This is a genomic window from Oleiagrimonas citrea (genome assembly GCF_012395255.1).
In the GTDB taxonomy this organism is placed as follows: Bacteria; Pseudomonadota; Gammaproteobacteria; order Xanthomonadales; family Rhodanobacteraceae; genus Oleiagrimonas; species Oleiagrimonas citrea.
On the sequence record NZ_JAAZQD010000005.1, the window covers coordinates 234,156 to 258,085 of the forward strand.

Sequence of the window (23,930 nt, forward strand, 5' to 3'; positions counted from 1 at the left end):
CTTGCGGGGATGGCGATGCGCGCAATGGCTATACTGGTCCGTCGAACCGGACCGGAGTCGCGCGCTTGCGCCTGCTGTACACCCTCGCCATGTTCATCGCCACGCCGCTGTTGATGCTGCGCCTGTGGGCGCGCGGCATGCGCTACGGCGATTACCATCAGCGCTGGCGTGAGCGATTCGGCATCTTCGAGTCGCCCGGTTTCCGCGACCGCAGTCTGTGGGTCCATGCGGTGTCCCTCGGCGAGGTGAATGCGGCCGAGCCGCTCATCAAGGCGCTGATGGCGCGTTATCCGGATTGGCCGATGGTGGTGACCACGGTCACGCCGACCGGTTCGGAGCGTGTGCGGCAACTGTTCGGCGACTCGGTGTTCCATGTGTATCTGCCGTACGACTTGCCGTTCTCGGTCAGTCGCTTTCTGCACCGCGTCCGGCCGCGCATTGCGGTGATCGTCGAGACCGAGATCTGGCCGAATCTTTACAGCGCGTGCTGCAAGCGCCAGATTCCTCTGCTGATCGTCAATGCGCGCCTGTCGCGGCGCTCGCTGCGTGGATACATGCCGCTGCAGCCGCTGGCCAGACAGGCGTTGCATTGCGTGTATCACGTGGCGGCGCAGTCGCTGACGGATGCGGCGCGCTACCGCCTGCTGGGCACGCGGCGCAGCAGCATAAGCGTGGCGGGCAACCTGAAGTTCGACATGCCGCTTCCGCCGAGAATCCGGGACGAGGCGTGCGCCATGCGTGAGGCATGGGGCGCCGAGCGCCCAGTCTGGATCGCTGCCAGCACGCACGAAGGCGAGGAAACCCTGGCGCTGGAGGCGCACCTGGAGGTGCTGCGGCGTTTTCCGGATGCGCTCCTGCTGCTGGTGCCCCGCCACCCCGAGCGCTTCCGCGCAGTCGAGCACAGCATCCGCAGTCTCGGCTTCCGCATGGCCACGCGCAGCGAGGATGAATTGCCGCAGTCGACCACACAGTGTTTCCTGGTCGATGCCATGGGTGAGTTGATGAGGTTCTACGCTGCAGCGGACGTGGCGTTCGTGGGCGGAAGCCTGGAGCCGATCGGCGGCCATAACCTGCTGGAACCGGCGTCGCTGTCGAAGCCGGTGCTGGTCGGCCCGCACACCTTCAATTTCGAGGGCATCACCCGCGGTCTGCTGCGCGTGGATGCGGCGCGCCGGGTCACCGCCCAGAGCCTGGGCGCCAGTGTGCGTGAGCTCTTCGAGCACCCAGCGGTGCGGGATCGCATGGGGCGTTCGGCGCGACAGGTGTTCGAGCGCGAGAGTGGTGCGGTCGCGCGGATCATGGAGCGCATCGAACCGCTTCTGGAATGATTTCTGCGGTTTGCTCCGGCACAAAAAAGCCAGCGTTCAACGCTGGCTTTTTTGTGTGCTCCGTGGAACGTTTCAGGCTCCGTCCGGTGATTCGAGCAGGGCGTTGACCGCTTGCAGGTCCTTGACGGTTATCGTGCCCGCAGCCTGTTTCAGAAGTAGCTGGTTGAGCACGAACTGGTGACGTGCGCGCGAGTAGCTCTGCTGGGCGTTGGTCAGGTTCTGCTGGCCAAGCAACACATCGACGATGGTGCGGGTGCCGACCTTGAAGCCAGCTTCGGTGGCCTCCAATGCGCTCTGCGACGACTGCACGGCCTGACGTGTGGCTTCCACTTCGCTTATGCCGGCGATCACCGAGCGGAAATAGTTGCGAGTATTGCGGATGGTCTGGCGGCGTTGCGACTCCAGTCCATCCTTCGAGGCGTCGCGCTGGGCGATGGCCTGACGAACCTGCGATTGCACCAGCCCGCCGGAGAAGATCGGTACGCGCAGGGTGAGCCCGAAGGTGGTGTCGCTGGGCGTCGAGGTGTTCAGCGTGCCGTTCTCGCTCCAGGTCGAGCTCTTGCCGTAGGACACGTTGGCGCTGATGGTCGGCAGATGGCCGGCGCGGGCCGAGCTGACCTGATAATCGGCTGCGTCGACGTTGTACTGCTGCGCCATGATGCTCGGATTGTTCTGCAGCGCGGTGCGCACCCAGTCGGATACATTGTTGGGCACCGGCGGTTGCAAGGGCACCTCGTCGCGCAGCACCTTGAGGTTCTTGGCGGGCTCGCCGGTGATCTGCGTCAGGGCCTCGCGGGCATCGTCGAGGGCGTTCTGCGCGCTGATTAACTGTGCGGTGGCCGAATCGTGCTGCGCCTTGGCGTCCTGCACGTCGGTGATCGCGGAGAGTCCGACCTTGAAGCGCTGCTGGGCCTGGTCCAGCTCACGGGCCAGCGATTTTTCCTGCGCCTTGCTGAAGGCGACCTGGTCCTTCGCGGTCAGCACGTTGAAGTACGCCGTGGCCACGCGGACGAGCAGGTTCTGTTCCTCGGCCGAGTACTGCGCGTTCTGGCTGTCGGCCTGAGCGTGCGCGGACTTCAGGTCCTCGTAGCGGCTGAGGTCGAACACGCTCTGGCTCAAGGTCAGCGACAGATTGCGGTTGCGCAGATAGCCCGTGGCCGGCGTCATGTACAGCTGACCGGTGCTCTGGTCGATGTAGGTGCCGGACGAACGACCGCGATTGTCCTGGGTCAGACCGAGGCTGGCGTTGATCTGCGGAAACAGTGCAGCGCGTGCCTGGTTGATGCCCTCGTGGACGCTGCGCGTGTTGGCTTCGGCCAGGGCCAGTTGCGGATCGTTCTGACGCGCCTGCTGATAGGCCTGCATCAGATCCTCGGCATGGGCCATGCCGGGCATGGCGGCGGTGATGGCCAGGGCCAGCAAAACGGGTTTGAAGCGCATGATAGGTCTCATCGGGGCATCGTCCTCATGACAACGCGGCACGTTACAACGTGAACCGCGACTCCGGTTGTGCGTTCTTCAGATAGGGAAGGTCGGTTTCGAACAGGCTTTCTTCGCGGTAGCGACCGTCGCCTTCGTGATGCAGCAGCACGGCCTCCATGATCGGCGCGCATCCGCGAACCACGAACATGCGGCCGCCCTGCTTGAGCCAGCGGCTGAAACGTTCGGGCACGTGCGCCACCGCGCCGGTCACCGCGATGACATCGAAAACGCCTCCGGGGTGGTATTCGTTGACCGCTTCGGCAGTCACCAGCTCGACATTCTCGATCGCGGCGGCGCGCAGGCGCTCACGGGCACGCTCGGTGAAATCGGCGTGTATCTCGACACTGGCCACGCGGCGCGACAGCGTCGCCAGGCAAGCCGTGATGAAACCCGAGCCGGTGCCGATTTCCAGCACGTCCTCGGATCCGGTCAGATCCAGCGCCTGCAGCATGCGGCCTTCCTGCACCGGCTTCATCATCTGTTCGCCGTGACCCAGCGGTAGCGCGAGGTCGGCGAAGGCGAGATTGCGGTAGGCGTCGGGCACGAAATCCTCGCGTCGCACGCGGCTCAGCACCTCCAGAACGCGGGCGTCGAGCACTTCCCAGGGGCGGACCTGGTTTTCGATCATGTTCTGGCGGGCCAGTTCGAGATTCATGGTCATCTAGCTTATGTGCTGGGAACGAGCGTGGAATTATAGAGTCGCAGGGTAGCGCGAGCCATCCATGCGGCCCTAAACCGCATGATCGCCTTGCATCGTGCGGGCTGGTCGAGAGTAGCCGAAGTGCCGGAAGTCACCGTGTCCGCGGACGGTCGGCAGTGTCCGCAGGCGGACACTGCAACCGCATCTGGAAATAATTGAACCGAACCGTATAATAAAATCAACTGTTTGTGTAACGAAACTTCCCTGATGAATACGATCGCCAAATGCCAGCGTCCGGGTCGGCCGAAGGATATGGAGAAGCGCGCTGCGATTCTCGATGCGGCCCAGGACCTCTTCACCGATCAGGGTTTCGAACATACCAGCATGGATGCGGTGGCCTCGCGGGCCGGTGTCTCGAAGCTCACCGTCTACAGCCATTTCGGCGACAAGGCCACGCTGTTTCGCGAGGCGGTGCGTGCGCGCTGCCGCAGCATGGTGCCCGAGCAGCTGTACTGCAGGCACGAGGGTGACTCGCTGCGCGAGGCGCTGCTGCGCATCGCCCGTCACCACGCCAAGTTGATGAGCAGTTCGGAAACCATCGGCGTGTGGCGTGCCATCACCAGCGATTGCGCCAGCGGCGAGCCGCGTCTGGGGCAGATGCTGTGGGAAGAAGGGCCGATGCGCTCGCGTCAGTTGATGCAGGCGATGCTGGAAGAGTATGTGGCCAGCGGCGAACTCGTGATCGAGGATGTCGATCGCGCAGCGGGACAGTTCCTGTGCCTGCTGAAGGGCGATCTGCATTTCCGCCGTCTGCTCGGCTGCGTCGACGACAACTGCCCGCAGTTCCGCAAGGAAATGGAAGAAAACGCCGAGGCCGCCGTGGATATGTTCCTGCGCGCCTACGCTCCGCGCTGAAGCATGTGATGCCCGCGGCGGAGCCCGGTCTACCGATGCACGTCTATCGCGGTCACTGCCTGTGTGGCGCGGTCGCGTACGTGGCGCGGAGCGAGCCGGTCAATCCGCACTATTGTCACTGCGATGCGTGTCGTCGCAGTGCGGGCGCGCCGGTCGTGGCCTGGGTCAATTTCGCCGAGCGCCATTTCGCATGGGAAGGAGCCGAGCCCAAGTGGTTCGCTTCCTCGCCGGGTATGCGAAGGGGTTTCTGCGGCCGTTGCGGCAGCACGCTGTGCACGATCGAAGACGACGGGTATGCGTGCGTGGCCATCGGAAGCCTGGACTATCCGGAAGCCGTGGCGCCGCAATACGACATCTACGTGCAGCACACGCTGCCGTGGTTGAAGCAGGACGACGGCCTGCGCCGGGAAGAGCGCGAGGACCGTTTCTGAGCGGTCCCCGCGATGACGCGTAGCGCGATCAGGACGCGTTGGTGCCCTTGTAGCGATCGATGCTTGCGGCCAGCTCCTTGCGCGCCGCTTCCACGTCGCCCCAGCCGTCGAGCTTGACCCACTTGCCCTTCTCCAGGTCCTTGTAGTGCTCGAAGAAGTGGCCGATGCGCTCCAGCCAGTGGCCGGACACCTTGTCGATGTTGTCGATGTGCGCGTAGCCGCTGAAGATCTTCGCGGTTGGCACCATCACCAGCTTTTCGTCGCTGCCGGCCTCATCGGTCATCTGCAGCATGCCGACCGGATGGCAGGGAATCACCGAGCCGGCCACCAGCGGCAGCGGCAAGATCACCAGCGCGTCGAGCGGATCGCCGTCACCGCCCAGGGTCTGCGGGATGTAGCCGTAGTTGCACGGGTAGCGCATCGGCGTGGTCAGCACGCGGTCGACGAAAATGGCGCCGCTGGCCTTGTCGACTTCGTACTTGACCGGCTCGGCGTCCTTGGGAATTTCGATGATGACGTTGTACGCGCCAGACTTTTCGTCGCTGGCGGTCACCAGATCCAGGCTCATGGGAGGAGGTTCCTTTCATACATGCATACGGGGGCGCGCAGCATAGGACAAAGCGTGTTGCGTCGCAAAAACCCCATGGTTGTACGAGGTTATATGCAGGCTTTGCGCATGATCACTTGAATGGGCGCTCGCGCAGCCACTTGGTGGCGATCCACTTCTCGCCTTCGGTGACCGGAAGGCCGGCGTGCAGCGATGCCTGATCGCCGTGCTGATAGGCGAAATACAGCGCAGAACCGCGACGCGCGGTGACCGTGACACCGGCATTCGGAAAGTGCGTGCCGCCGCCGCCGGCGGGTGTGTTGAGATACATGATGATGGTGGCCACGCGCTGACCGCCCTTGAGCGTGACCAGCTTGAAGCCGTCCTTGCTGGAGTCGAACCAGTCGAAGTGCGGCTCGTACTGCTGGCCCGGCAGGTAGTGCAGCACCTGCAGGCCCTCGCCATGGCTCGTGGGCAGGCCGGCCAGTTCGGCCATGCGCGCATCGATACGCTCGATCAGCGGCGATTCCCCGGGATTGAAGAACATACCGCGGCTGGTGCGGGCTTCGTCGACCTGGTTGCCGCCGTCCTGGCGCACCGTGAGCGACCGATCCAGGCGCGGGCGCGCCAGTTCGATCAACTGCTCACATTCATCGTCCTGCAGCAGGTGTTCCATGACGCGGATCGGCGGGGTGTCGATACACACGGAGACTTCCGTGCGCTGACCGCCGACGATCTGCATGGGCGGTTCGGGATGGCGGGGAAGCTTGCCGGCGGGGGGCTTCACTTCCACGTCCAGCGCCACGGCCGGGCGGTTCAGGGTCTTGGCCACGATTTTCCGCGCCTGACGCGATTCGTATCCCGCCCGCTCCATCATCAGCAGGATCATGTCGATGTCGTGGCCATCGCGCGCCGTGGTCAGAATCCACTCGCGAAGGGAATTGGTGTTCGAAGTCTGTTTGCCCATGGTCGCCGATTGTAATAACGAACGGCACCACGATGCGATGCCGTTCGTGTGTCCAGTCGGTTCAGGATCTACTGCAACTGATTCCAGAGGAAGTTCCAGGCCAGCGCATGCATGTGTGCGGATTGCTTGTTGTCCGCGCCGGCGCCGTGACCGCCTTCGGTGTTCTCGTAGAACCACACGTTCCGGTAGCCCATGCCTTCCATCTTTGCCGCCATCTTGCGCGCCTGGGCCGGACCCACGCGGTCGTCGCTGGTGGTGGTGTAGAACAGCACCGGCGGGTAGTGCACGCCTTTCTTCACCAGCTGATAGGGCGAGAAGGTCTTGATGTAGGACCACTGTTTCGGGTCGTCCGGATTGCCGTACTCGCCAATCCACGATGCGCCGGCGTCCAGGTGGATGTAGCGCTTCATGTCCAGTAGCGGGACTTCACAGGCGATGGCGCCGAACAGCTGCGGGTAGCTCACCAGCATGTTGCCCATCAGCAGGCCGCCGTTGCTGCCGCCCTCGGCGCCCAGATGCGAGGGCGAAGTGACGCCGCGGCGGATCAGGTCTTTCGCAACGGCCGCGAAGTCCTGGTACGCCTTGGGACGGTTGGCCTTCAGCGCGGCCTTGTGCCAGCGCGGGCCGTATTCGCCGCCGCCGCGGATGTTGGCGATTACGTAGACGCCGCCGCGTTCCAGCCAGGCGCGCCCGATGCTGCCGCTGTAGCGCGGCAGGAGCGAGACCTCGAAGCCGCCATAACCGTAGAGCAGGGTGCGGTTGGAACCGTCCGGCTTGATGCCTTTCGGTGCGATCTCGAAATACGGCACGCGCGTGCCGTCCTTGGAGGTCGCGAAGTGCTGGCTCACGGTGAAGGCCGAGGCATCGAAGAACGACGGCGCCTGCTTGATCTTCTCGGCACGCTTGGCGCCGATGACGCCGCGTTCCAGGGTGGAGGGCGTGAGAAAGCCGGTGACGTCGATCCAGTACGCATCGTCATGGTCCGGGTCGGTGTCGACCACGCGCACCGTGCTCAAGGCGGGCGCGCCGGCGAGCGGCTTGCGTGACCAACTGCCGTCGGGGTGCGGAGTGAGCACCTCCAGTCGGCTCTGCACGTCCTTGAGCGTGTCCAGAATCAGGTGATGCCGGGTCCAGCTGTAGGACGACAGTGCCGTGTGCGCATCGGGCGTGAACAGCGCGGTGAAGTCGCGCTTGCCGGCCATGAAGGCGTCGTACTTGATTGCCAGCAGCGCGCCGGAGGGCCAGGTTTTCCCACCGGTGGTCCAGGGTGATTTGGTCTGCACCAGCAGCCACTGACGGTGCGCGCCGGCTTGCGCGTCGAGCGGCACGTCGACCCGGATCAGCTTGCCGTCCTTGCGCTGGTACAGCTCGCTGTGGAAGAAGTCCTTCACCACGTAGACGAAATCGCGCTCATAGCCCGGCGTGCGGTCGTGCGAAGCGGAAATCGCCAGGTCCGACTTCTTGCCGGCGTAGATCGTCCGGGCGTCCTTCAGCGGTGTGCCGCGGGTCCACTCCTTGACGATGCGCGGGTAGCTGGACTTCGTCATCGAGCCGGGACCGAAGTCGGTGCCGACGTAGATGTGGTCACGGTCGATCCAGTCGACGTCCGTCTTGGCCACCGGCAGATGGAAACCGTTCTTCACGAAGGAGCGAGTGGCGACGTCGAACTCGCGCACTTCGACGGCATCGCCGCCGTCCGGCGACAGTTCGACCAGGCACCGCCGGTAGGCCGGCTTCATGCATTGCGCGCCCTTGAACACCCATTTGCGGCCTTCGGCCTTGCCCAGTGCGTCGATGTCCAGAAGCGTCTGCCATGTCGGCGCGTCTTTGCGGTACTCGGCCAGTGTGGTGCGTCGCCAGAGGCCGCGCGGGTGCTGCTTGTCCTTCCAGAAGTTGTACAGGTACTTGCCCCGACGATGAACGTAGGGAATCCGCGCGTCCGAATCGAGCACGCCGAGAATGGCTTTGCGCGTGCGCTCGAATTGCGCGTTGTCGGCGAATCGCTTCTCGGTGCGCGCGTTCTGTTCGTGGACCCATTGCATGGCGCGTTCGCCATGGGTCTTTTCCAGCCACAGGTAGGGGTCGGCAGTGCCATCGCCCGGTGTGGGCGGCGCTGCGAAGGCGATGCTTGCGCCGCTCGTTGCGACGCACAGAACCAGGAATAGACCGAACGCTTTCATGGGATGACCTCGCAGATTGTCTTGATGTTGCCGTATCGCTGCCGGACGCTCGGGACGTCCGTGCATGGAATCGATGTGCCGGATATCCGCCCGGGCCGGTCCCGATGCGGTCACCAGCCGCCGCCACCACCGCCGCCGCCACCACCACCGGAAAAACCGCTGGAACCGGAACTTGAACCCGGTGCGACCGAGGCCGAGGCGATGGCGCTGTTCACGCCCGAACCGAGACTGCTGCCGAAGGCCGCCAAGTTGCCGGCGGTGAACAGGCCGATGTTGCTGCCGTGGTACCAGGTCGGCTGCGCCTGCCGCATCTGTTCTGCATCGAGTGCACCGGCGAAGCGTTCGCCCCAGGCGTTGCCGACGTCCAGCGCCACGGCGTAGGGCAGATACCGGGCAAACAGTTCCGGATGCGATTCGGGTTTGTAGCGCGAATCCAGCTCCTGCTTCTCGGCCACGCCCAGATACCAGCGGAAGCCTTCGATGCCATCGAGCAGTCGGGCGCCGTCCTGGGTCGGCGCCTTCATCCAGTGGTAGAAGGCGATGTTGGTGCCGATCAGCACCGCGAACAGCGGCAGGACGGCGTAGCCGACCAGGGAGCCGAACAGAGCCAGGCCGGCCACTTCGCCGGCGGCGAAGGGAAGCAGGAACAGCCAGCTGCCGATGCTGCTGGCGGCATGACCGCTGCGAGCCTTGCGCAGGGCCGCGGCGGCCAGGGCATAGACGCCGAAGCTCCAGATCGACAGCCACAGCAGCATGAAGGCAGCCGGCACGCCGCCGCCGTACACCATGGCCAGCAGGGTTAGCAGGGAAATCAGCACGCCCGGCCAGAGCTTGTTGCGGTTCGTGAAGAAGTATTTCTTCTCGTAGGCACGCGACAGTGCGCCTTCATGCGCCTTGCGCGCCTTGACCACGCGTGTGCGCTCGGACTGCTTGAGTTTCAGCGTGTCGCCGCCGGAGAACAGCGCCTGGAACAGAGCCTTGCTGTCGCCGCGCAGGCTCTGCACGGGCGCGTCGGCGGTGCGGGTCAGAGTGTAGGTCTTGCCGTGCTGCTCGATGTCCAGACAGCCTCTGGCCGCCAGACCGAGAATGCCAGCGGTGAAGCAGGTGTTGTCGTAGCCCATGTCGCGCACGTAGCGCAGCGCCGCGGCTGAGTCGCCGTCCGGCGGCTCGTAGCGTGCCACCAGCGGGCCGGAGGCTGGGTCGCGGCCGAAGCGGTTCCAGGCCCAGCCGTAGTACAGCCACAGAACCAGCAGGCCGAGCAGTGTTAGCAGCAGGTTGCGGTTGTCATGCAGCAACCAGATCAGCTTCTGCTTGGCGTCCGGTGCGCGTACCAGGCCCTTGGGAAATTCGAGCACGATGGTCAGGCCGTGATGCGGCGCCAGGGGCTGTGTGGTACTGAATTCGGCGCCGTCGGCGAGGATGCGGGCATCGAGCGCCTTTCCGGTCGCGCCCTGCGCGCCGGTGTAGCCGTACGCCTTCAGTCGCGCCGCATCGACCTCGGCGGGCAGATGCACCGTGGCGCTGGCGTGGTCGATGGGAAAGGCCCAGCCCGTTCCGGTGACGTTCCAGTACAGCTCGTCGTGGGTGTCGAAGAAGCCGAGTTGTCGCGTCGTGCGATAGCGCAGGGTGTAGGTGTGCACCCCGCTGGCCAACGTACGGTGGCGGTCGCCGATGTACACGCGCACGCCATTGCTTTGTTTCTTGGTGTGCCAGGGTTCGGCGTGCCCGTCGCGCATGACCGCCAGCACCTGGAAGCCAACCCGATAGCGGTTGTGCTGCCGGTCGCGGTACTCGGTGGGATAGTCGCGGTAGATACCACGGCGGATGCGATGGCCTTCGGCGCGCACCCGGATGCGCTCGGTTACGGTCATGCTGCCGTCGACGGCGACATGGATCTCGGCGTGGTAGTCCAGGATGCGCTCGTCGGCGTGCGCGGGAGCGGCCCAGGCCATCAGGCAGGCCAGCCACAGCAGCCAGGAAAGATTAGGTCTCACGTTCGGTTCCCCCGTTCACGGACACCGGTGCGCGCGCTTCGGTCTCGGCGGAGAAGAAGGCCGCGGGCACGAAGCCGGTGGCGCGCGCCACCAGTCGTTCCGGGAAGCGTTCCAGGTCCGTGTTGTACTGGCGCACCGAGCCGTTGTAGAAGCGGCGTGCGTGCGCGATGGCGTCCTCCACCTCGACCAGTTCGGTCGACAATTGAGCGAAGTTCGCGCTGGCCTTGAGTTCGGGATAGGCCTCGGAGACCAGGATCAATCGACCGAGGTCGTGGCCCAGCGCGGTTTCGACCGTGGCGCGCGCGTCGGTGTCCCGCGCCGCGCGCGCATCGCTGCGCTCGCGGGTCACGCGCTGCAGCAGTTGCTGCTCGTGGTGGGCGTAGCCGCGCACGGCTTCGACCAGTCGCGGCACCAGGTCGTGCCGGCGTTGCAGCTGCACATCGACATCGCTCCACGCCACATGTACCTGATTGCGGTCGCGTACCAGACGATTGAAGATCCAGATGGCATAGGCAACCGGCACAAGCAGGACCAGTGTCGCGATCATGTCCGTTCTCCCCAGGGCCGCACAGCGTCGCCGCAATATCCGGCGAATGGCCGTCGCATTGTGGCATGGAATCGCCTTGTCCCTCGCAGGAGGCGGGAGCCGCATTGCGCGGGCCGGTCGGAGGGGTGTAAATGCAAAAAAAACCCTCCGCGCGAGGCGGAGGGTTCATGTGTTGTCGTGACCGGTGTGGCTGGCTTCAGGAAAGCAGCGGCACCAGCAGCAGGGCGACGATGTTGATGATCTTGATCAGCGGGTTGATGGCCGGGCCGGCCGTGTCCTTGTATGGATCGCCGACCGTGTCGCCGGTGACCGCGGCCTTGTGCGCCTCCGAGCCCTTGCCGCCGCAGTTGCCGTCCTCGATGTACTTCTTGGCGTTGTCCCAGGCACCGCCGCCGGTGGTCATCGAGATGGCCACGAACAGGCCGGTGACGATGGTGCCGATCAGCACGCCGCCCAGCGCCTTCGGCCCCAGTAGCAGACCGACCAGCACCGGCACCACGACGGGCAGCAGCGACGGCACGATCATTTCCTTGATCGCCGACTTGGTCAGCATGTCGACGGCCTTGTCGTACTCGGGCTTGCCGCTGCCGTCCATGATGCCCTTGATCTCGCGGAACTGGCGACGCACTTCCTCGACCACCGCACCCGCCGCGCGACCCACGGCTTCCATCGCCAGGGCGCCGAACAGGTACGGAATCAGACCGCCGATCAGCAGGCCGATGATGACCATGTGATCGGACAGGTCGAAGGTGAACACCTGGCCCGGATTGTTGGCGCTCAGGTTGTGCGTGTAGTCGGCGAACAGCACCAGCGAGGCCAGCGCCGCCGAACCAATGGCGTAGCCCTTGGTCACCGCCTTGGTGGTGTTGCCGACCGCGTCCAGCGGATCGGTGACGCCGCGCACCTCGGCCGGCAGTTCGGCCATCTCGGCGATGCCGCCGGCGTTGTCGGTGATCGGGCCGTAGGCGTCCAGCGCCACCACCATGCCGGCCATCGACAGCATGGCCGTCGCGGCGATGGCGATGCCGTACAGGCCGCCGAAGTGGAACGCACCCCAGATCGCCAGACACACCGCGATCACCGGCCACGCCGTCGCCTTCATCGACACGCCGAGGCCGGCGATGATGTTGGTGCCGTGGCCGGTCGTCGACGCCTGCGCGATGTGGCGCACCGGCTTGTACTCGGTGCCGGTGTAGTACTCGGTGATCCACACGATCAGGCCGGTCAGCACCAGGCCGATGACGGAGCAGTAGAAGATGTTCATCGACGAGATCGTCGCGTCACCGCCCGTGGACGTCAGACCGTTCGGGAACAGGTTGTGCGTGATGAACCAGAAGGCGATGGCCGAGAGCACGGCCGAGATGATCACGCCCTTGTACAGCGCCCCCATGATCGAGCCGCCCTGTTTCACCCGCACGAAGAAGGTGCCGATGATCGAGGCGATGATCGACGCCGCGCCCAGCACCAGCGGATACAGCACGGCATTGGTGTCGTGGGCGAAGGCCAGGCCGCCGAGCAGCATGGTGGCGATCACGGTCACCGCGTAGGTCTCGAACAGGTCGGCGGCCATGCCGGCGCAGTCGCCGACGTTGTCGCCCACGTTGTCGGCGATCACCGCCGGATTGCGCGGATCGTCTTCCGGAATGCCGGCCTCGACCTTGCCCACCAGATCCGCGCCGACGTCGGCGCCCTTGGTGAAGATGCCGCCCCCCAGGCGTGCGAAGATCGAGATCAGCGAACTGCCGAAGGCCAGGCCGACCAGCGCGTGCAGCGCGTGTTCGCCGGTGTAGCCGAAGTGCGGCAGCAGGAAGAAGTAGCCGGCCACGCCCAGCAGCGCCAGACCGACCACCAGCATGCCGGTGATCGCGCCGCCGCGGAAGGCGACGTTCATGGCCGGACTGATGCCTTCACGCGCCGCTTCGGCGGTGCGGACATTGGCCCGCACCGACACGTTCATGCCGATGTACCCAGTCGCGCCGGAGAGCACGGCACCGATGGCGAAGCCGATGGCCGTGGGCCAGTTGAGAAAGAATCCGATCAATAAAAAAAGCACCACGCCAGCGATGGCAATGGTGCCGTATTGTCGATTGAGATAGGCACGTGCGCCTTCCTGGATCGCCCCCGCGATCTCCTGCATGCGTTCGTTGCCGGCCGATTGGGCCAGGACCCAGCGCACAGAGAAGGCGCCGTACAGGATCGCGACGATGGCGCATGCCAGTGCGATCCATAAACCGTAGTCGTGCAACATCTAGACCTCCCCAGAACGTTGCCGTCACATGACGGTCTCGCGAGTATAGGGGGCAGTTCGTCGCGAACCCTTTGTGCGATGCAATATAAGGCGTCGGCGGCGCGTGATTTTCAAATGCGCGATGGAGTGGCATAAAGGAAAAGCCTGCAAGGGCGACTTTTCGAGATTGATTAAGGAGTGATCAATGAACGCGAAAATGAAACTGGCCTGCTTTTGCGCACTAGCATTCGGTATGGGCATGGCGTCAGTGGCTTCCGTGAGCGCTGCTTCGCTGCCACCCGGTTATGAGCAATGCGTCCAGGCGTGTCTGTCTGCCTGCTCCTATGGTCCCAATGGGTGTTCCATCGAGCAGTCCGAGTACTGCACCACCGAAGCCTGCAATTAACGGGGTAGATCCGCGGCGCGTTGAGAAGGCGAGAATAGGCGTCGCGGACATACGCATGCCGACGGCATGCATGAAAGGTCCCGAAAGGGATCGTGCGTGAATCAAGGAGGAAACCATGAAGATCAAGTTGCAATGGGTTTGTGCAAGTGCATTTGTGTTCGGGCTCGGGCTGGCGTCGGCGGCCATCGCCAGTGGTCCGACGCCGCCGCCGGGATTCGATCAGTGTGTGTCCGATTGCATGCAGGCCACCTGTCCGGGCGGGCTGTGTTCAGAGCAGCAGTATCTGTACTGCCAGGTGCAATGTCACTGAGCTGACATGGACAAGGAAGTGCGCGGCGCGGGTTCTTCCGCGCCGCGTATCCGGCACCCGCGCGTAGCGCGGATGCGCCGCGATGGAGTTTGTAACGTGAACATCAAGAGCATCGCCATTGTCGTGGCATTTCTGATTTTGGGACTCGGTGTCGGCTGGTACGGAGGGCCGGTGGTGTCGCGCTGGATGCATCCGGTCAAGCCGACCGTGGTCGCGGGGAATTTCAGCCAGCAGCTTCCGGCGAACGGACCGCGAGTGGTGATGTATTCACTGTCGACGTGTCCGCACTGCCGCGATGCGCGTGCTTATTTCAAGGCGCACGGCATCGCCTACGAGGATCGCGTGATCGATCAGTCGAAGAAGGCGATGAAGGCTTTCGAACAACTGCACGAACGCGGCGTGCCGGTGATCTTCACCCCGAGTCACGAAGTGCGAGGCTTCGACCGCAAGGGCTTGACGTCCGTCCTCAAGAAGGAAGGCTTGTTGCTTGGCACCGCTTCCTGAGCGGACCGCTCATGCACCGTCCCAGGGCGCGAGCTTCTTCGCGACAGCGACACGCTTCAGCACGGCGTGCAGCGGTAGGCCGTCCTTGCCGCAGGGGGCGGGTGCCTCGCCACGGATCAACGGGGCGAGATAGCGTCGCGCGGCGGCGGTGATGGCGAAGCCGTCGCGGCTGAGGAAGCTCTTGGGCATCTTCTTTTCGCGGTTGGCGATGCGCGCCAGCGGCGCCGCCGCGATTTTCCAGCGGTACGGGCTGTCACGGCCGCGCAGGATCACCGGCATCACGGCATTCATGCCATCCAGCGCGTACTCGACGGCGGCCTTGCCGACGGCCTGCGCCTGCATCAGGTCGGTGGCCGAGGCGGCGTGTCGCGCCGAGCGCTGCAGATAATCCGGCACTGCCCAGTGCACCTTCATGCCCAGTTTCTCGTTGACCATCTGCGCCAGCAGCGGCGCGACGCCGCCGAGCTGGGCGTGACCGAAGGCGTCCCGGCCACCGGTGTCCGACAGCAGTGTGCCGTCCGCGTCGCGGATGCCCTCGGAGGCGACCACGGTGCAGTAGCCGACGCGCTCGACGGTGGCCTTCACCTTGGCCAGGAAGGCCCTGGGCTCGAAGCTGCGTTCCGGGAACAGGATCACGTGCGGCGGCGTGTCGGCGCCTTCGCCGGCGAGGCCCGCGGAGGCGGCGATCCAGCCGGCGTTGCGGCCCATCACCTCGAGGATGAACACCTTGGTCGAGGTCTCGCTCATGGACGCCACGTCGAGGCTGGCCTCGCGCACCGACAGCGCCGTGTAGCGCGCCACCGAGCCGAAGCCGGGGCAGCAGTCGGTGACGACGAGATCGTTGTCGACGGTCTTGGGCACGCCGATGCAGTGGATTTCGTGGCCGTATTCGCGGCCCAGTCGCGAGAGCTTGAGCGCGGTGTCGGCCGAGTCGTTGCCGCCGTTGTAGAGGAACCAGCGGATGTCGTGCGCCTTCATGACCTCCATCAGACGCACGTATTCGGAGTCGTCCGTGGCCGGCGGTTTCAGCTTGTAACGGCATGAACCGAAGGCGCCGCCGGGGGTGTGGTGCAGGGCGGCGATGGCCGATTTGCTCTCGCGCGAGGTGTCGATCAGGTCCTCGCGCAGCGCGCCGAGAATGCCGTTGCGCGCGGCGTAGACCTTCACGCCGTGGCTGCGCGCGGTCTCGATGACGGCGGCGGCCGTGGCGTTGATGACGGCGGTGACGCCGCCGGACTGGGCGTAGAGCAGTTTTCCCTTGGCCATGTCGATCCGATTCCTGCTGTGAGACGGGGTGCGGCGCGCCGGCCGCGGGTTTGACTGTCCTGGGCGCAAAGGCTACCTTGAACTCCATTTTTTCCAGAGTCCAGCGCGTCGTCGGAAGAGGACGTGCGGGGCACTTCATTGGAGCGATCATGCGACTCGTGCTACTCGGTGCACCCGGTTCGGGCAAGGGGACCCAGGCTTCACGGTTGAAGAAGGAACTGGACGTTCCGCACATTTCCACGGGCGACCTGCTGCGTGCGGCGGTGGCCGCCGGCACGCCGCTGGGCCGCAAGGCCAAGGCGGTGATGGACGCCGGCCAGCTGGTGTCCGACGACATCATGCTCGGCATGCTGGAAGAGCGCCTGTCGCAGACCGACGCGCGCAACGGTTTCATCCTCGACGGCTACCCGCGCAACCTGGCCCAGGTCGAGGCGCTGGATGGCCTGCTGCAGCGCCTGAACCAGCCGCTGGACGCCGTGGTGAAGCTGGAAGTGCCGTCCGAGGAGATCGTCGGGCGCTGCGAGATCCGCTTCAAGGCCGAAGGCCGCGCCGACGACAATCCCGAGGTCGTGCGCAAGCGTCTGGCCGTCTACGCAGAGCAGACTGCCCCGGTGGCCGACTGGTACCAGCGTCACGGTATGCTCAAGGTCGTCGACGGCGTGGGCGAGCTGGACGCGGTGTTCCAGCGCATCCTGGCCGTGCTGCCGGGCGATCGCGTCGCCGCCAACGGCTGATGCGTCTGCACATTCTCGGTATCTGCGGCACCTTCATGGGCGGCGCCGCCGCGCTCGCTCGCGAGCTGGGGCATGCCGTCGAGGGGTCCGACGCCAACGTCTACCCGCCGATGAGCGACCAGCTCGAGGCGCTGGGTATCACCCTGCGTCAGGGCTACCGCGCCGAGCATCTGCAGCCGGCGCCGGACCTGACCATTGTCGGCAACGCCATGAAACGCGGGCTTCCCGTGGTCGAGTACATGCTCGACGAGCGGCTGCCGTACATTTCCGGCCCGCAGTGGCTGGGCGAGAACGTGCTGGCCGCGCGCGACACGCTGATCGTCGCCGGCACCCACGGCAAGACCACCACGTCGAGCCTGTTGGCGCACCTGCTGGAGTGGGACGGTCTGCAGCCGGGCTTCCTGATCGGTGGCGTGCCGGGCAATTTCGAGGTGTCGGCACGGCTGGGCGGTCCCGAACCGTCGCGCGCCGCCGAGGCGCCGTTCGTGATCGAAGCCGACGAATACGACACCGCGTTCTTCGACAAGCGTTCGAAGTTCGTGCATTACCGCCCGCACATTGCCGTGCTGAACAATCTCGAATACGACCACGCCGACATCTTCCCCGACGTGGCCGCGATCCAGCGCCAGTTCCATCATCTGGTGCGCATCGTGCCGGGCAACGGCCGGCTGATCGTCAATGCCGAAGATGCGCGCCTGGCCGAAGTGCTGGAGATGGGCTGCTGGACGCCGGTGGAGACCTTCGGCATCGACGCCGGCCACTGGCGCGCGCGGCTGCTGGCCGACGACGGCAGCCATTTCGAAGTCCGACGCGGCGACGAAGTGCTGGGTGAGATCGACTGGCCGCTGCTGGGCCGTCACAACGTGATGAACGCGCTGGCCGCACTGGCCGCCGCCACGGCGCAGGGCTGCGACCCGGTCGCGCTGCTGCCGGCGTTCGCGGACTTCGCCAACGTCAAGCGCCGCATGGAGACCATTGCCGAAGTCGATGGCGTGCATGTGTACGACGATTTCGCGCATCATCCGACGGCCATCGCCACCACGCTGGCCGGTCTGCGCGCGAAGGTCGGCGACGCGCGCATCGTAGTCGCGCTGGAACCGCGTTCGAATTCCATGCGCCAGGGCGCGCACGCCGATGCCCTGGCGCCGTCGCTGGCCGATGCCGATCAGGTTGTGTTCCTGCAGCGCGCCGGTCTGCCGTGGGATGCGGCGAAGGTGACGTCGGCCCTGCAGGGGCGCGGGCATGTCGCGCCCAGCGTCGATGCATTGCTGGAAGCGCTGAAGTTCGCCGTGCGCCGCGGCGACCATGTGGTGTTCATGTCCAACGGCGGATTCGAGGATGCGCCGCGCCGCTTTGCCTCCGCCCTTCGTGTGCACTCGCACGTCGACGGCGGCGTCTCCTAGGATCTCCCTGGCGCTTCGCGCCGGGGCCGATAGACTTGGGATATGGCTTCGTCCGTTTCGTCCATCTCCGATCTGCCGCTGTTTCCCTTGTCCGCGGTGCTGTTTCCGTCCGGACAGCTGCGTCTTCGGGTGTTCGAGCCGCGCTATCTGGACCTGGTGCGCGAATGCACGCAGCGTGACGCGCCCTTCGGTGTGTGTCTGATTCTGGAGGGCCAGGAAGTGGGGGAGCCGGCGGTGCCGGCCGCCGTGGGCACGCTCGCGCGCATCACCGATTTCTTCACCGACGCCGGCGGCATCCTGGGTATTCATGCGAAGGGACAGGATCGTTTCCGCGTCGAACGCGTGCACATGCGCGACAACGGCCAGTTGCGCGGCGATGTGCGTTGCTGGGAGCCGGAGCCGGAAACGTCGATACCGGCCGAATTCGTGCTGCTGGCCGATATCCTGCACCGCCTTGTCGAGCAGGCGGCGCCGCATTGGCGCGATGCGCCGCAGACCTGCTACGACCAGGCGTCCTGGGTCGGTTATCGTCTGGCCGAGCTGCTACCGCTGGATCCAGCCGAGCGGCAGATGCTGCTGGAACTGCGCGATCCGGTCGAGCGTCTGGCCGAGCTGCGCGACGCGCTGCCGCGATTCCAGCGTGAGTAGCGACCGACGGTCAGGCGCGTACACTCACGATTTTCACAACGATGGAACGCGCATGAGCGGACTTTCCGGCAAGACCCTGTTCATCACCGGTGCTTCGCGTGGGATCGGGCTCGCGATCGCCGTGCGCGCTGCGCGCGACGGCGCCAACGTGGTCGTCGCGGCCAAGAGCGGCGTGCCCAATCCCAAGCTGCCCGGCACCATCCATACCGCGGCCGAGGCGATCGAGGCCGCCGGCGGCAAGGCCTTGCCGATCAAGCTGGACATCCGCGACGAAAAGGCGGTTGCCGATGCCATGGCGCGGGCGGCGGACCATTTCGGCGGTCTCGACATTCTGGTCAACAACGCCAGCGCGATCTGGCTGGCCGGCATCGAGAAGACGCCGATGAAGCGCTTCGATCTGATGCAGCAGGTCAACGCGCGCGGCACCTTTGTCTGTGCGCAGGCAGCGCTGCCCTATCTGCGCAAGGCCGCCAATCCGCACATCCTGAGTCTCGCACCGCCGCCCACGCTGGACCCGAAGTGGTGGGGGCCGCACACCGGTTACACCCTGGCCAAGATGGGCATGAGCTTCGTCACGCTCGGCCTGGCCGCGGAGCTCGGACCGCAGGGCATCGGCGTACACGCACTGTGGCCGCGTACCGTGATCGCGACCGCGGCGCTGGCCATGCTGGGCGATGCGGTGCAGCCCCGTCATTGCCGCCGTCCGGAGATCGTCGCCGATGCCGCGCATGCTTTGCTCTGTCGCCCCGCAGAGGAGTGCAATGGCCGGTTCTCGATCGACGAGGAGGTCCTGCGCGAAGCGGGCGTGACCGATTTCTCGAGCTATGCCGTCGAACCGGGACAAACCCTGCTGCCGGACCTTTTTCTGGACGAATGACTGAAAGTCATAGCCCGGCCGTGGAATGGATGTTCCGTTGGCGCTGCGCGATGCTGATCAGACGTCACGTCGCAGGTGGGACAACGCGGCGCATGGGGTCACGAAGCGGAGGCATCGTTCATGCTCGAACCGGCGCAATGCAGGCGCAAGACGGTCTGGCTCGGCCAGGCCGATGCGGCGCACCGAGACGAACTGGATCAAGCCGGGTGGGACTTGCTCGAGCTGGATCCGCAGGCGGATATCGAGGGCACGCTCGCACGGAGTGCGGCGACTGTCGGTGTGATCGATCTGCGCGGTCATGACGGTCAGCACCTTGCTCGTCTGGAAGCCTTGCTCGCGGCCCACCCCGAAAAGCGCTGGGTGGCCCTGGTCTGCACGCAGGCGTTGATGCATGCGCGTGTGACGGCATTGGTGCGTGCGGGATGTTTCGACTACGTCACCATGCCGGGGGCCTCGAATCGCCTGGTCGATGCGCTGGGTCATGCCTGGGGCATGGCGCGTCTGAGCGAGGGGCATCGTGAAGAGCATGCGGACGACGCCTTCGAGGGCATGCTCGGCTGTAGCCCGCCCATGCACAAGCTGGCCGCCCGGATCGCGAAATTTGCACCGGTTGACGTGCCCGTACTCATCACCGGCGAGACCGGCACCGGCAAGGAAGTGGCCGCGCGCGCACTGCATCGGCGCTCGACGCGTTGCGAGGGGCCGTTCGTGGCGATCAACTGCGGCGCTTTGCCGGCGAACCTGGTGCAGTCGGAACTGTTCGGTCACGAACGCGGCGCCTTCACCGGCGCGGGTGCCCGCAAGATCGGCCGTATCGAGGCTGCCGACGGCGGCGTGGTCTTCCTCGACGAGATCGGCGACCTGCCGCTGGACGCCCAGACCAACTTGTTGCGCGTTCTTCAGGAAGGCACGATCGAGCGGGTCGGCAGCTGCACGTCGATCCATCTGGATGTGCGTGTGATCGCCGCCACGCACGTGGATCTGGAAAAGGCCGTGGCCGAGGGGCGGTTCCGCGAGGACCTTTACTACCGGCTCAATGTTCTGCGCCTGCCGGTGCCGCCGCTGCGCGATCGCGGTGTGGACATTCTGCGTCTGGCGAGGCATTTCCTGGATGCCTTCCGCCGCAAGCATGCGGCGGGCACGCATGTGCGCGATTTCGGCCCGGAAGCCGAGGCTGCGATGTGCGCGTTCCCGTGGCCGGGCAATGTGCGCGAGCTGATGAACCGCGTGCGTCGCGCCGCGGTGGTGGCCGAAGCGCCGCTGATCAGCGCGGCGGACCTGGATCTGGCCGCACGTCCGGCCGCGGCGCCGATCTCCGTGCACGCGTCCACGTTGGATCGCGCCCGCGCGCACGCCGAGCGCGAAGCCATCGTCGCCTGTCTGCGCGCCAGCCGCTTCAACGTCAGCGAGTGCGCGCGCCGTCTGCAGGTATCGCGGGTGACGGTCTACCGCCTGTGCAAGAAATACCGCGTCACGCTGGACACGACCACGCACTGAACGGCGCGGTCGCGTCGATGCCAGCGTGCTGACGTTTCAGAACGTGTAGGGAATCTTCACGCTCAGCGTGACGTCCGGTGCGTCCGGCGTCAGGCCGATGCCCAGCAGGCTGACCAGCGTGGTGTGCTGGTTCAGCGCGTACGTCACGCCCATGTTGAAGGTCGCGGCGTGACCGTCGCTGCCGATCACCGAATTCCAGTCGCCGCCGCGCGGCCGCACGCGCGCCTTGGCATTGATGCGGTCGTTGAAGGACAGGCTCAGGCTGGTGCGCTCGTTGAAGGCGAACGCCACGCCGCCGCCGAGGGTGTAGACATTGCCAAGCTGCACGCGGCCCGGGTTGAGCGTGTCGGGATTGTTGTCGAGATCGTTGAAGTCGCGCGACAGACTGTGGGCGATGCCGATGTTGCCGAACAGGATCGCCGGGTCCAGCGTCTTCACCATCGACACGCCGAGATTTGCGGTCCACATGCCGTTGCCGGTGGGCTGTTCGCTGGGCACTGCGAAGCGTACGAACTGGTCGTTGTCGCGCTCCAGGACGCGCCAGTCGATGCCGTACGGGTGGCGTCCGGTCGGCGCGGTGACGCCGAAGGTGAGCACGGTGTCGGGTCGGCTCGCGGTTTCCGGAAGCATGCGGTAGTTGACGCTCAGTGAGGCATCGCCGATGTGGCTGCCGAACACCTTCTGCTCGGCCGTGGCGGCCGCCGAGCCGCCGGCACCGCCCTTCTGGTAGGTGGTGCGGCGGGCCAGGTACGGCACGTCGAGATTCAGTGTCCAGCGCGGGCTGAGACCGTAGCGTGCGGCGAAGTTGTAGGTCAGCGTATCGGATTCGACATTCTCGACCGCGATGTTGCCGAGGAAGATCGCGTCGAGGGCGAGAAACCCGTTCAGCGTGAGCTGCTTGCGGTCGTAGCGTGCGTAGGTCAGACCGTTCTCGAGGGTGAGCTTGCGATCGAACACCGCGTGCTCCTGCTGCAGCACGTCCTCGACGCTGCGCGAGGGCTTGGCGTCTTCGCCGGTGCTGCCCTGGGCGTTGCGGATCGGCTGCGTTCCGGAGGCGTCGCCGGTCCGCGCGACTTGCTGCGGAGGCTGGCCGGGAGCCGGGCGCGCGGGCAATGGCTGATTGGTGGTGCGTCCCGCGAGGCGCGCTTCCAGCGCCTGCACCTGGGCGTCGAGGTCGCGCAGGCGGCGCACCTGGTCGGCGTACCCGGCCTTCAGCGCCTGCAGCTGCGCCATCAGGGTGCGCACCTCCGCCTGTTCCTTCTCCGGGGCCGACATGGTGTTCGTCGGCGCCGCAGTCTGAGCCCATGCACCTGCCGGTAGCGCCAGCGCGATGGAGGCGGCCAGCAGGGTCCGCCCAAGCCGTGCCTTGTTGCGATTGCCAATCATGTGTTGTGTCCCCTGTTCAATAGGTCAGGCCGATACCGCGTACCTGATTGATCGACTGCGCGAAATCGCGGCTGAGGCTAACGTTGCTGGCCAGCGAACGCTGCACCAGGTCGATCTGCATGCTGTTGTGCACGCGCTGGCCGTCGGCGCCGAGTGCGATGACCTGGCCCAGGCTGCCGCTGCGGATCCACTGCTGCACCTGGCCCTGACCGGCAATGCTGAGCGCCACGCGGGCGCCGCTGCCGTCAATGCGGGCGGTGGCCGTGGCGTTACCGTCGCGCACTGTGCTCTGCTGTGGCTGGCCGGTGAAGGTCGTGCCCGGTTGCTGGGCGACGCTGGGCGTGCCGACGTCGCGCTCGTTGCGCACCGTCACCGAGGTCACGTTGTCGGCGCTATTGGCGTCGCCCGCGACCTGCACGCCCTGCACCAGGCCAGACACGTTGTTCAGGCCCGAGCTGTCGACCGACCGGGTGGTGGTCGTGCCGTTGGCCGTAGTGGGAATGGGATTCGTGCTGACGATGGTGACCGTGGGCTGGAAGGTCACGGTGGGCGTGTTCTGGTCGTCGAAGCTCATGCCGACGGTCATCGCGCTCTGCAGCTGCTGGCCGCTGGTCGAGGTCCAGCTGCTGTTCATGGTGACGCCGAAGTAGGCCACCGTGCTGCTGCTGTCGCCGCCCGGCGTCCAGCGTCCGCGCATCTGGGCCAGTTCTTCGTCGCCGATCTCGCTCATTCCGTTGGCGGCCGGGGCATGCTCCATGGCCTGCACCTGGGCCGAGACGCCGGCGAAGCCGAGGGCGACGGTGACCAGTGATAGCGAAGTCTTCATGATGTGCTCCTGCACGCCGGCCGTCAGAACAGGTCGGCGTTGGTGAAGCCGAAATCCAGCAGTTCGGCGTCGGAAATGGGGCCGCGTCGCGCGAACAGGGCGCGTGCGCTGGGTTTCTGCATGGGTTTGAGCAATACGGTCTGGCGATCGAAGCCGCTGCCAATGACCACGAACAGCGCGCGCGACGGCCAGTCGCGGAGGAAATCCTTGAGTGGCAACGAACGGTTGCCGAGCATCGGGTCGGCGACTTCCACGGTGTTCTCGTGCACTTGCTTGAGCACGACGAAGTGGCTGAAGCCGTTGACGTTCATCAGCACGATCGTGGGCACACGCAGGGTGCGCAGGCGCTCGACGGTGACGCGGTAGCCGCGTCCGCGCAGCCCGAGGTTCTGAACGTAGTGCTTGATGTCGAGCAGCGAGAAGCCGCGCTTGGCGACCTCCTCGGGATCGGAGACACCCATCAGGCCCTGGATGACCAGGTGCTCGTCCACGTTCATGCCGTAGCCGTAGCGCAGAATCGTCGCCAGGGCTGCCGCGCCGCAGCTGTAATCGGTGCGTTGCCGCACGATGTAGCGATAGCGCGCTTCCTGCATGCTCTCCACGTTGCGCGCGTACAGCGCGCCGTTGGGCAGCACACCGGAGAACTGTACGTCGCCGCTGCGTGCCGGAACGGTCGCGGTCAGCGCACATACAAGTGCCAGGCAGGCGGTGAACAAGCGCATGGTGCAAGGCCTCGTGTCTCGATCTCGGTGTCCGAAAGTGCTCCCCGGCCGCGGGAGGAGCGGCCGGGGAGCGATCGCACCCAAAGGTGCGAG

General features: G+C 65.6%; 22 protein-coding genes. 10 read left to right on the forward strand and 12 right to left on the reverse strand.

Annotation, left to right across the window (positions count from 1 at the left end):
• The first annotated feature begins 65 nt into the window (after window positions 1-65).
• A complete protein-coding gene (gene waaA / locus HF690_RS13410; protein ID WP_168609788.1) occupies window positions 66-1,328 on the forward strand; it encodes a lipid IV(A) 3-deoxy-D-manno-octulosonic acid transferase in 1,263 nt (420 codons plus the stop codon).
• A gap of 72 nt (window positions 1,329-1,400) precedes the next feature.
• Here the strand turns inward: waaA and HF690_RS13415 are convergent, their stop codons facing one another.
• Both HF690_RS13415 and HF690_RS13420 read right to left on the reverse strand, forming a co-directional pair.
• On the reverse strand, window positions 1,401-2,780 hold the full coding sequence (locus HF690_RS13415) for a TolC family outer membrane protein (protein ID WP_338042924.1): 1,380 nt from the start codon (window positions 2,778-2,780) through the stop codon (window positions 1,401-1,403).
• Window positions 2,781-2,811: 31 nt separating this feature from the next.
• A complete protein-coding gene (locus HF690_RS13420) occupies window positions 2,812-3,471 on the reverse strand; it encodes a protein-L-isoaspartate O-methyltransferase family protein (RefSeq protein ID WP_168609789.1) in 660 nt (219 codons plus the stop codon).
• Between the two features lie 246 nt (window positions 3,472-3,717).
• Here HF690_RS13420 and HF690_RS13425 point away from each other — a divergent pair, with 246 nt between their 5' ends.
• Window positions 3,718-4,365, forward strand: coding sequence for a TetR/AcrR family transcriptional regulator (locus HF690_RS13425; RefSeq protein ID WP_168609790.1), 648 nt, complete (start codon window positions 3,718-3,720; stop codon window positions 4,363-4,365).
• A 35-nt stretch (window positions 4,366-4,400) separates the two neighbouring features.
• Window positions 4,401-4,796 (forward strand): GFA family protein, encoded by a 396-nt coding sequence (locus tag HF690_RS13430; RefSeq protein WP_168609791.1) that lies wholly within the window; start codon window positions 4,401-4,403, stop codon window positions 4,794-4,796.
• 28 nt (window positions 4,797-4,824) lie between these two features.
• Here the strand turns inward: HF690_RS13430 and ppa are convergent, their stop codons facing one another.
• The 6 genes from ppa to HF690_RS13460 form a co-directional block, all read right to left on the reverse strand.
• On the reverse strand, window positions 4,825-5,364 hold the full coding sequence (ppa, locus tag HF690_RS13435; RefSeq protein ID WP_113065772.1) for an inorganic diphosphatase: 540 nt from the start codon (window positions 5,362-5,364) through the stop codon (window positions 4,825-4,827).
• A gap of 112 nt (window positions 5,365-5,476) precedes the next feature.
• Window positions 5,477-6,310: a 2OG-Fe(II) oxygenase gene (locus tag HF690_RS13440; RefSeq protein ID WP_168609792.1), complete on the reverse strand. Its 834-nt coding sequence runs from the start codon at window positions 6,308-6,310 to the stop codon at window positions 5,477-5,479.
• A gap of 68 nt (window positions 6,311-6,378) precedes the next feature.
• Window positions 6,379-8,490 carry a prolyl oligopeptidase family serine peptidase gene (locus HF690_RS13445; protein WP_113065774.1) on the reverse strand — a complete coding sequence of 704 codons (2,112 nt, stop codon included), beginning with the start codon at window positions 8,488-8,490 and terminating at the stop codon, window positions 6,379-6,381.
• A 110-nt stretch (window positions 8,491-8,600) separates the two neighbouring features.
• Window positions 8,601-10,484, reverse strand: a complete 1,884-nt coding sequence (locus HF690_RS13450; RefSeq protein ID WP_168609793.1) for a DUF2207 domain-containing protein — start codon at window positions 10,482-10,484, stop codon at window positions 8,601-8,603.
• Window positions 10,474-11,031 carry a LemA family protein gene (locus tag HF690_RS13455; protein WP_113065776.1) on the reverse strand — a complete coding sequence of 186 codons (558 nt, stop codon included), beginning with the start codon at window positions 11,029-11,031 and terminating at the stop codon, window positions 10,474-10,476. The genes HF690_RS13450 and HF690_RS13455 overlap by 11 nt, the downstream gene beginning before the upstream one ends.
• Before the next feature lie 196 nt (window positions 11,032-11,227).
• On the reverse strand, window positions 11,228-13,279 hold the full coding sequence (locus HF690_RS13460) for a sodium-translocating pyrophosphatase (protein WP_168609794.1): 2,052 nt from the start codon (window positions 13,277-13,279) through the stop codon (window positions 11,228-11,230).
• A 500-nt stretch (window positions 13,280-13,779) separates the two neighbouring features.
• On the opposite strand from HF690_RS13460, the gene HF690_RS13465 reads away from it, so the two are divergent.
• Both HF690_RS13465 and HF690_RS15230 read left to right on the forward strand, forming a co-directional pair.
• The gene (locus HF690_RS13465; RefSeq protein WP_146742340.1) at window positions 13,780-13,974 is read left to right on the forward strand and encodes a hypothetical protein; all 195 of its coding nucleotides are present in this window, start codon (window positions 13,780-13,782) and stop codon (window positions 13,972-13,974) included.
• Window positions 13,975-14,070: 96 nt separating this feature from the next.
• Window positions 14,071-14,478, forward strand: a complete 408-nt coding sequence (locus tag HF690_RS15230) for a glutaredoxin family protein (RefSeq protein WP_168184744.1) — start codon at window positions 14,071-14,073, stop codon at window positions 14,476-14,478.
• 9 nt (window positions 14,479-14,487) lie between these two features.
• Here HF690_RS15230 and HF690_RS13475 read toward each other — a convergent pair whose 3' ends face one another.
• Window positions 14,488-15,744: a 6-phosphofructokinase gene (locus HF690_RS13475; RefSeq protein WP_168609795.1), complete on the reverse strand. Its 1,257-nt coding sequence runs from the start codon at window positions 15,742-15,744 to the stop codon at window positions 14,488-14,490.
• A 149-nt stretch (window positions 15,745-15,893) separates the two neighbouring features.
• Here HF690_RS13475 and HF690_RS13480 point away from each other — a divergent pair, with 149 nt between their 5' ends.
• The 5 genes from HF690_RS13480 (at window position 15,894) to HF690_RS13500 (ending at window position 20,903) form a co-directional block, all read left to right on the forward strand.
• The gene (locus HF690_RS13480; protein ID WP_113065780.1) at window positions 15,894-16,478 is read left to right on the forward strand and encodes an adenylate kinase; all 585 of its coding nucleotides are present in this window, start codon (window positions 15,894-15,896) and stop codon (window positions 16,476-16,478) included.
• Window positions 16,478-17,881: a UDP-N-acetylmuramate:L-alanyl-gamma-D-glutamyl-meso-diaminopimelate ligase gene (gene mpl / locus HF690_RS13485; protein ID WP_168609796.1), complete on the forward strand. Its 1,404-nt coding sequence runs from the start codon at window positions 16,478-16,480 to the stop codon at window positions 17,879-17,881. The genes HF690_RS13480 and mpl overlap by 1 nt, the downstream gene beginning before the upstream one ends.
• Window positions 17,882-17,923: 42 nt before the next feature.
• Window positions 17,924-18,529: an LON peptidase substrate-binding domain-containing protein gene (locus HF690_RS13490; protein WP_168609797.1), complete on the forward strand. Its 606-nt coding sequence runs from the start codon at window positions 17,924-17,926 to the stop codon at window positions 18,527-18,529.
• Between the two features lie 52 nt (window positions 18,530-18,581).
• Complete coding sequence (locus tag HF690_RS13495) at window positions 18,582-19,406, forward strand: SDR family oxidoreductase (RefSeq protein ID WP_113065783.1); 825 nt, start codon at window positions 18,582-18,584, stop codon at window positions 19,404-19,406.
• A 120-nt stretch (window positions 19,407-19,526) separates the two neighbouring features.
• Window positions 19,527-20,903, forward strand: coding sequence for a sigma-54 dependent transcriptional regulator (locus tag HF690_RS13500; protein ID WP_168609798.1), 1,377 nt, complete (start codon window positions 19,527-19,529; stop codon window positions 20,901-20,903).
• Between the two features lie 36 nt (window positions 20,904-20,939).
• On the opposite strand, the gene HF690_RS13505 is transcribed toward HF690_RS13500, so the two are convergent.
• Genes HF690_RS13505 through HF690_RS13515 form a run of 3 tightly spaced genes read right to left on the reverse strand, consistent with a single transcriptional unit; the run spans window position 20,940 to window position 23,837 of the window.
• Window positions 20,940-22,289, reverse strand: a complete 1,350-nt coding sequence (locus HF690_RS13505) for a hypothetical protein (protein WP_113065785.1) — start codon at window positions 22,287-22,289, stop codon at window positions 20,940-20,942.
• 16 nt (window positions 22,290-22,305) lie between these two features.
• Window positions 22,306-23,115 carry a hypothetical protein gene (locus HF690_RS13510; RefSeq protein ID WP_146742341.1) on the reverse strand — a complete coding sequence of 270 codons (810 nt, stop codon included), beginning with the start codon at window positions 23,113-23,115 and terminating at the stop codon, window positions 22,306-22,308.
• A 23-nt stretch (window positions 23,116-23,138) separates the two neighbouring features.
• Complete coding sequence (locus HF690_RS13515; protein ID WP_113065787.1) at window positions 23,139-23,837, reverse strand: C39 family peptidase; 699 nt, start codon at window positions 23,835-23,837, stop codon at window positions 23,139-23,141.
• Window positions 23,838-23,930: the final 93 nt, after the last annotated feature.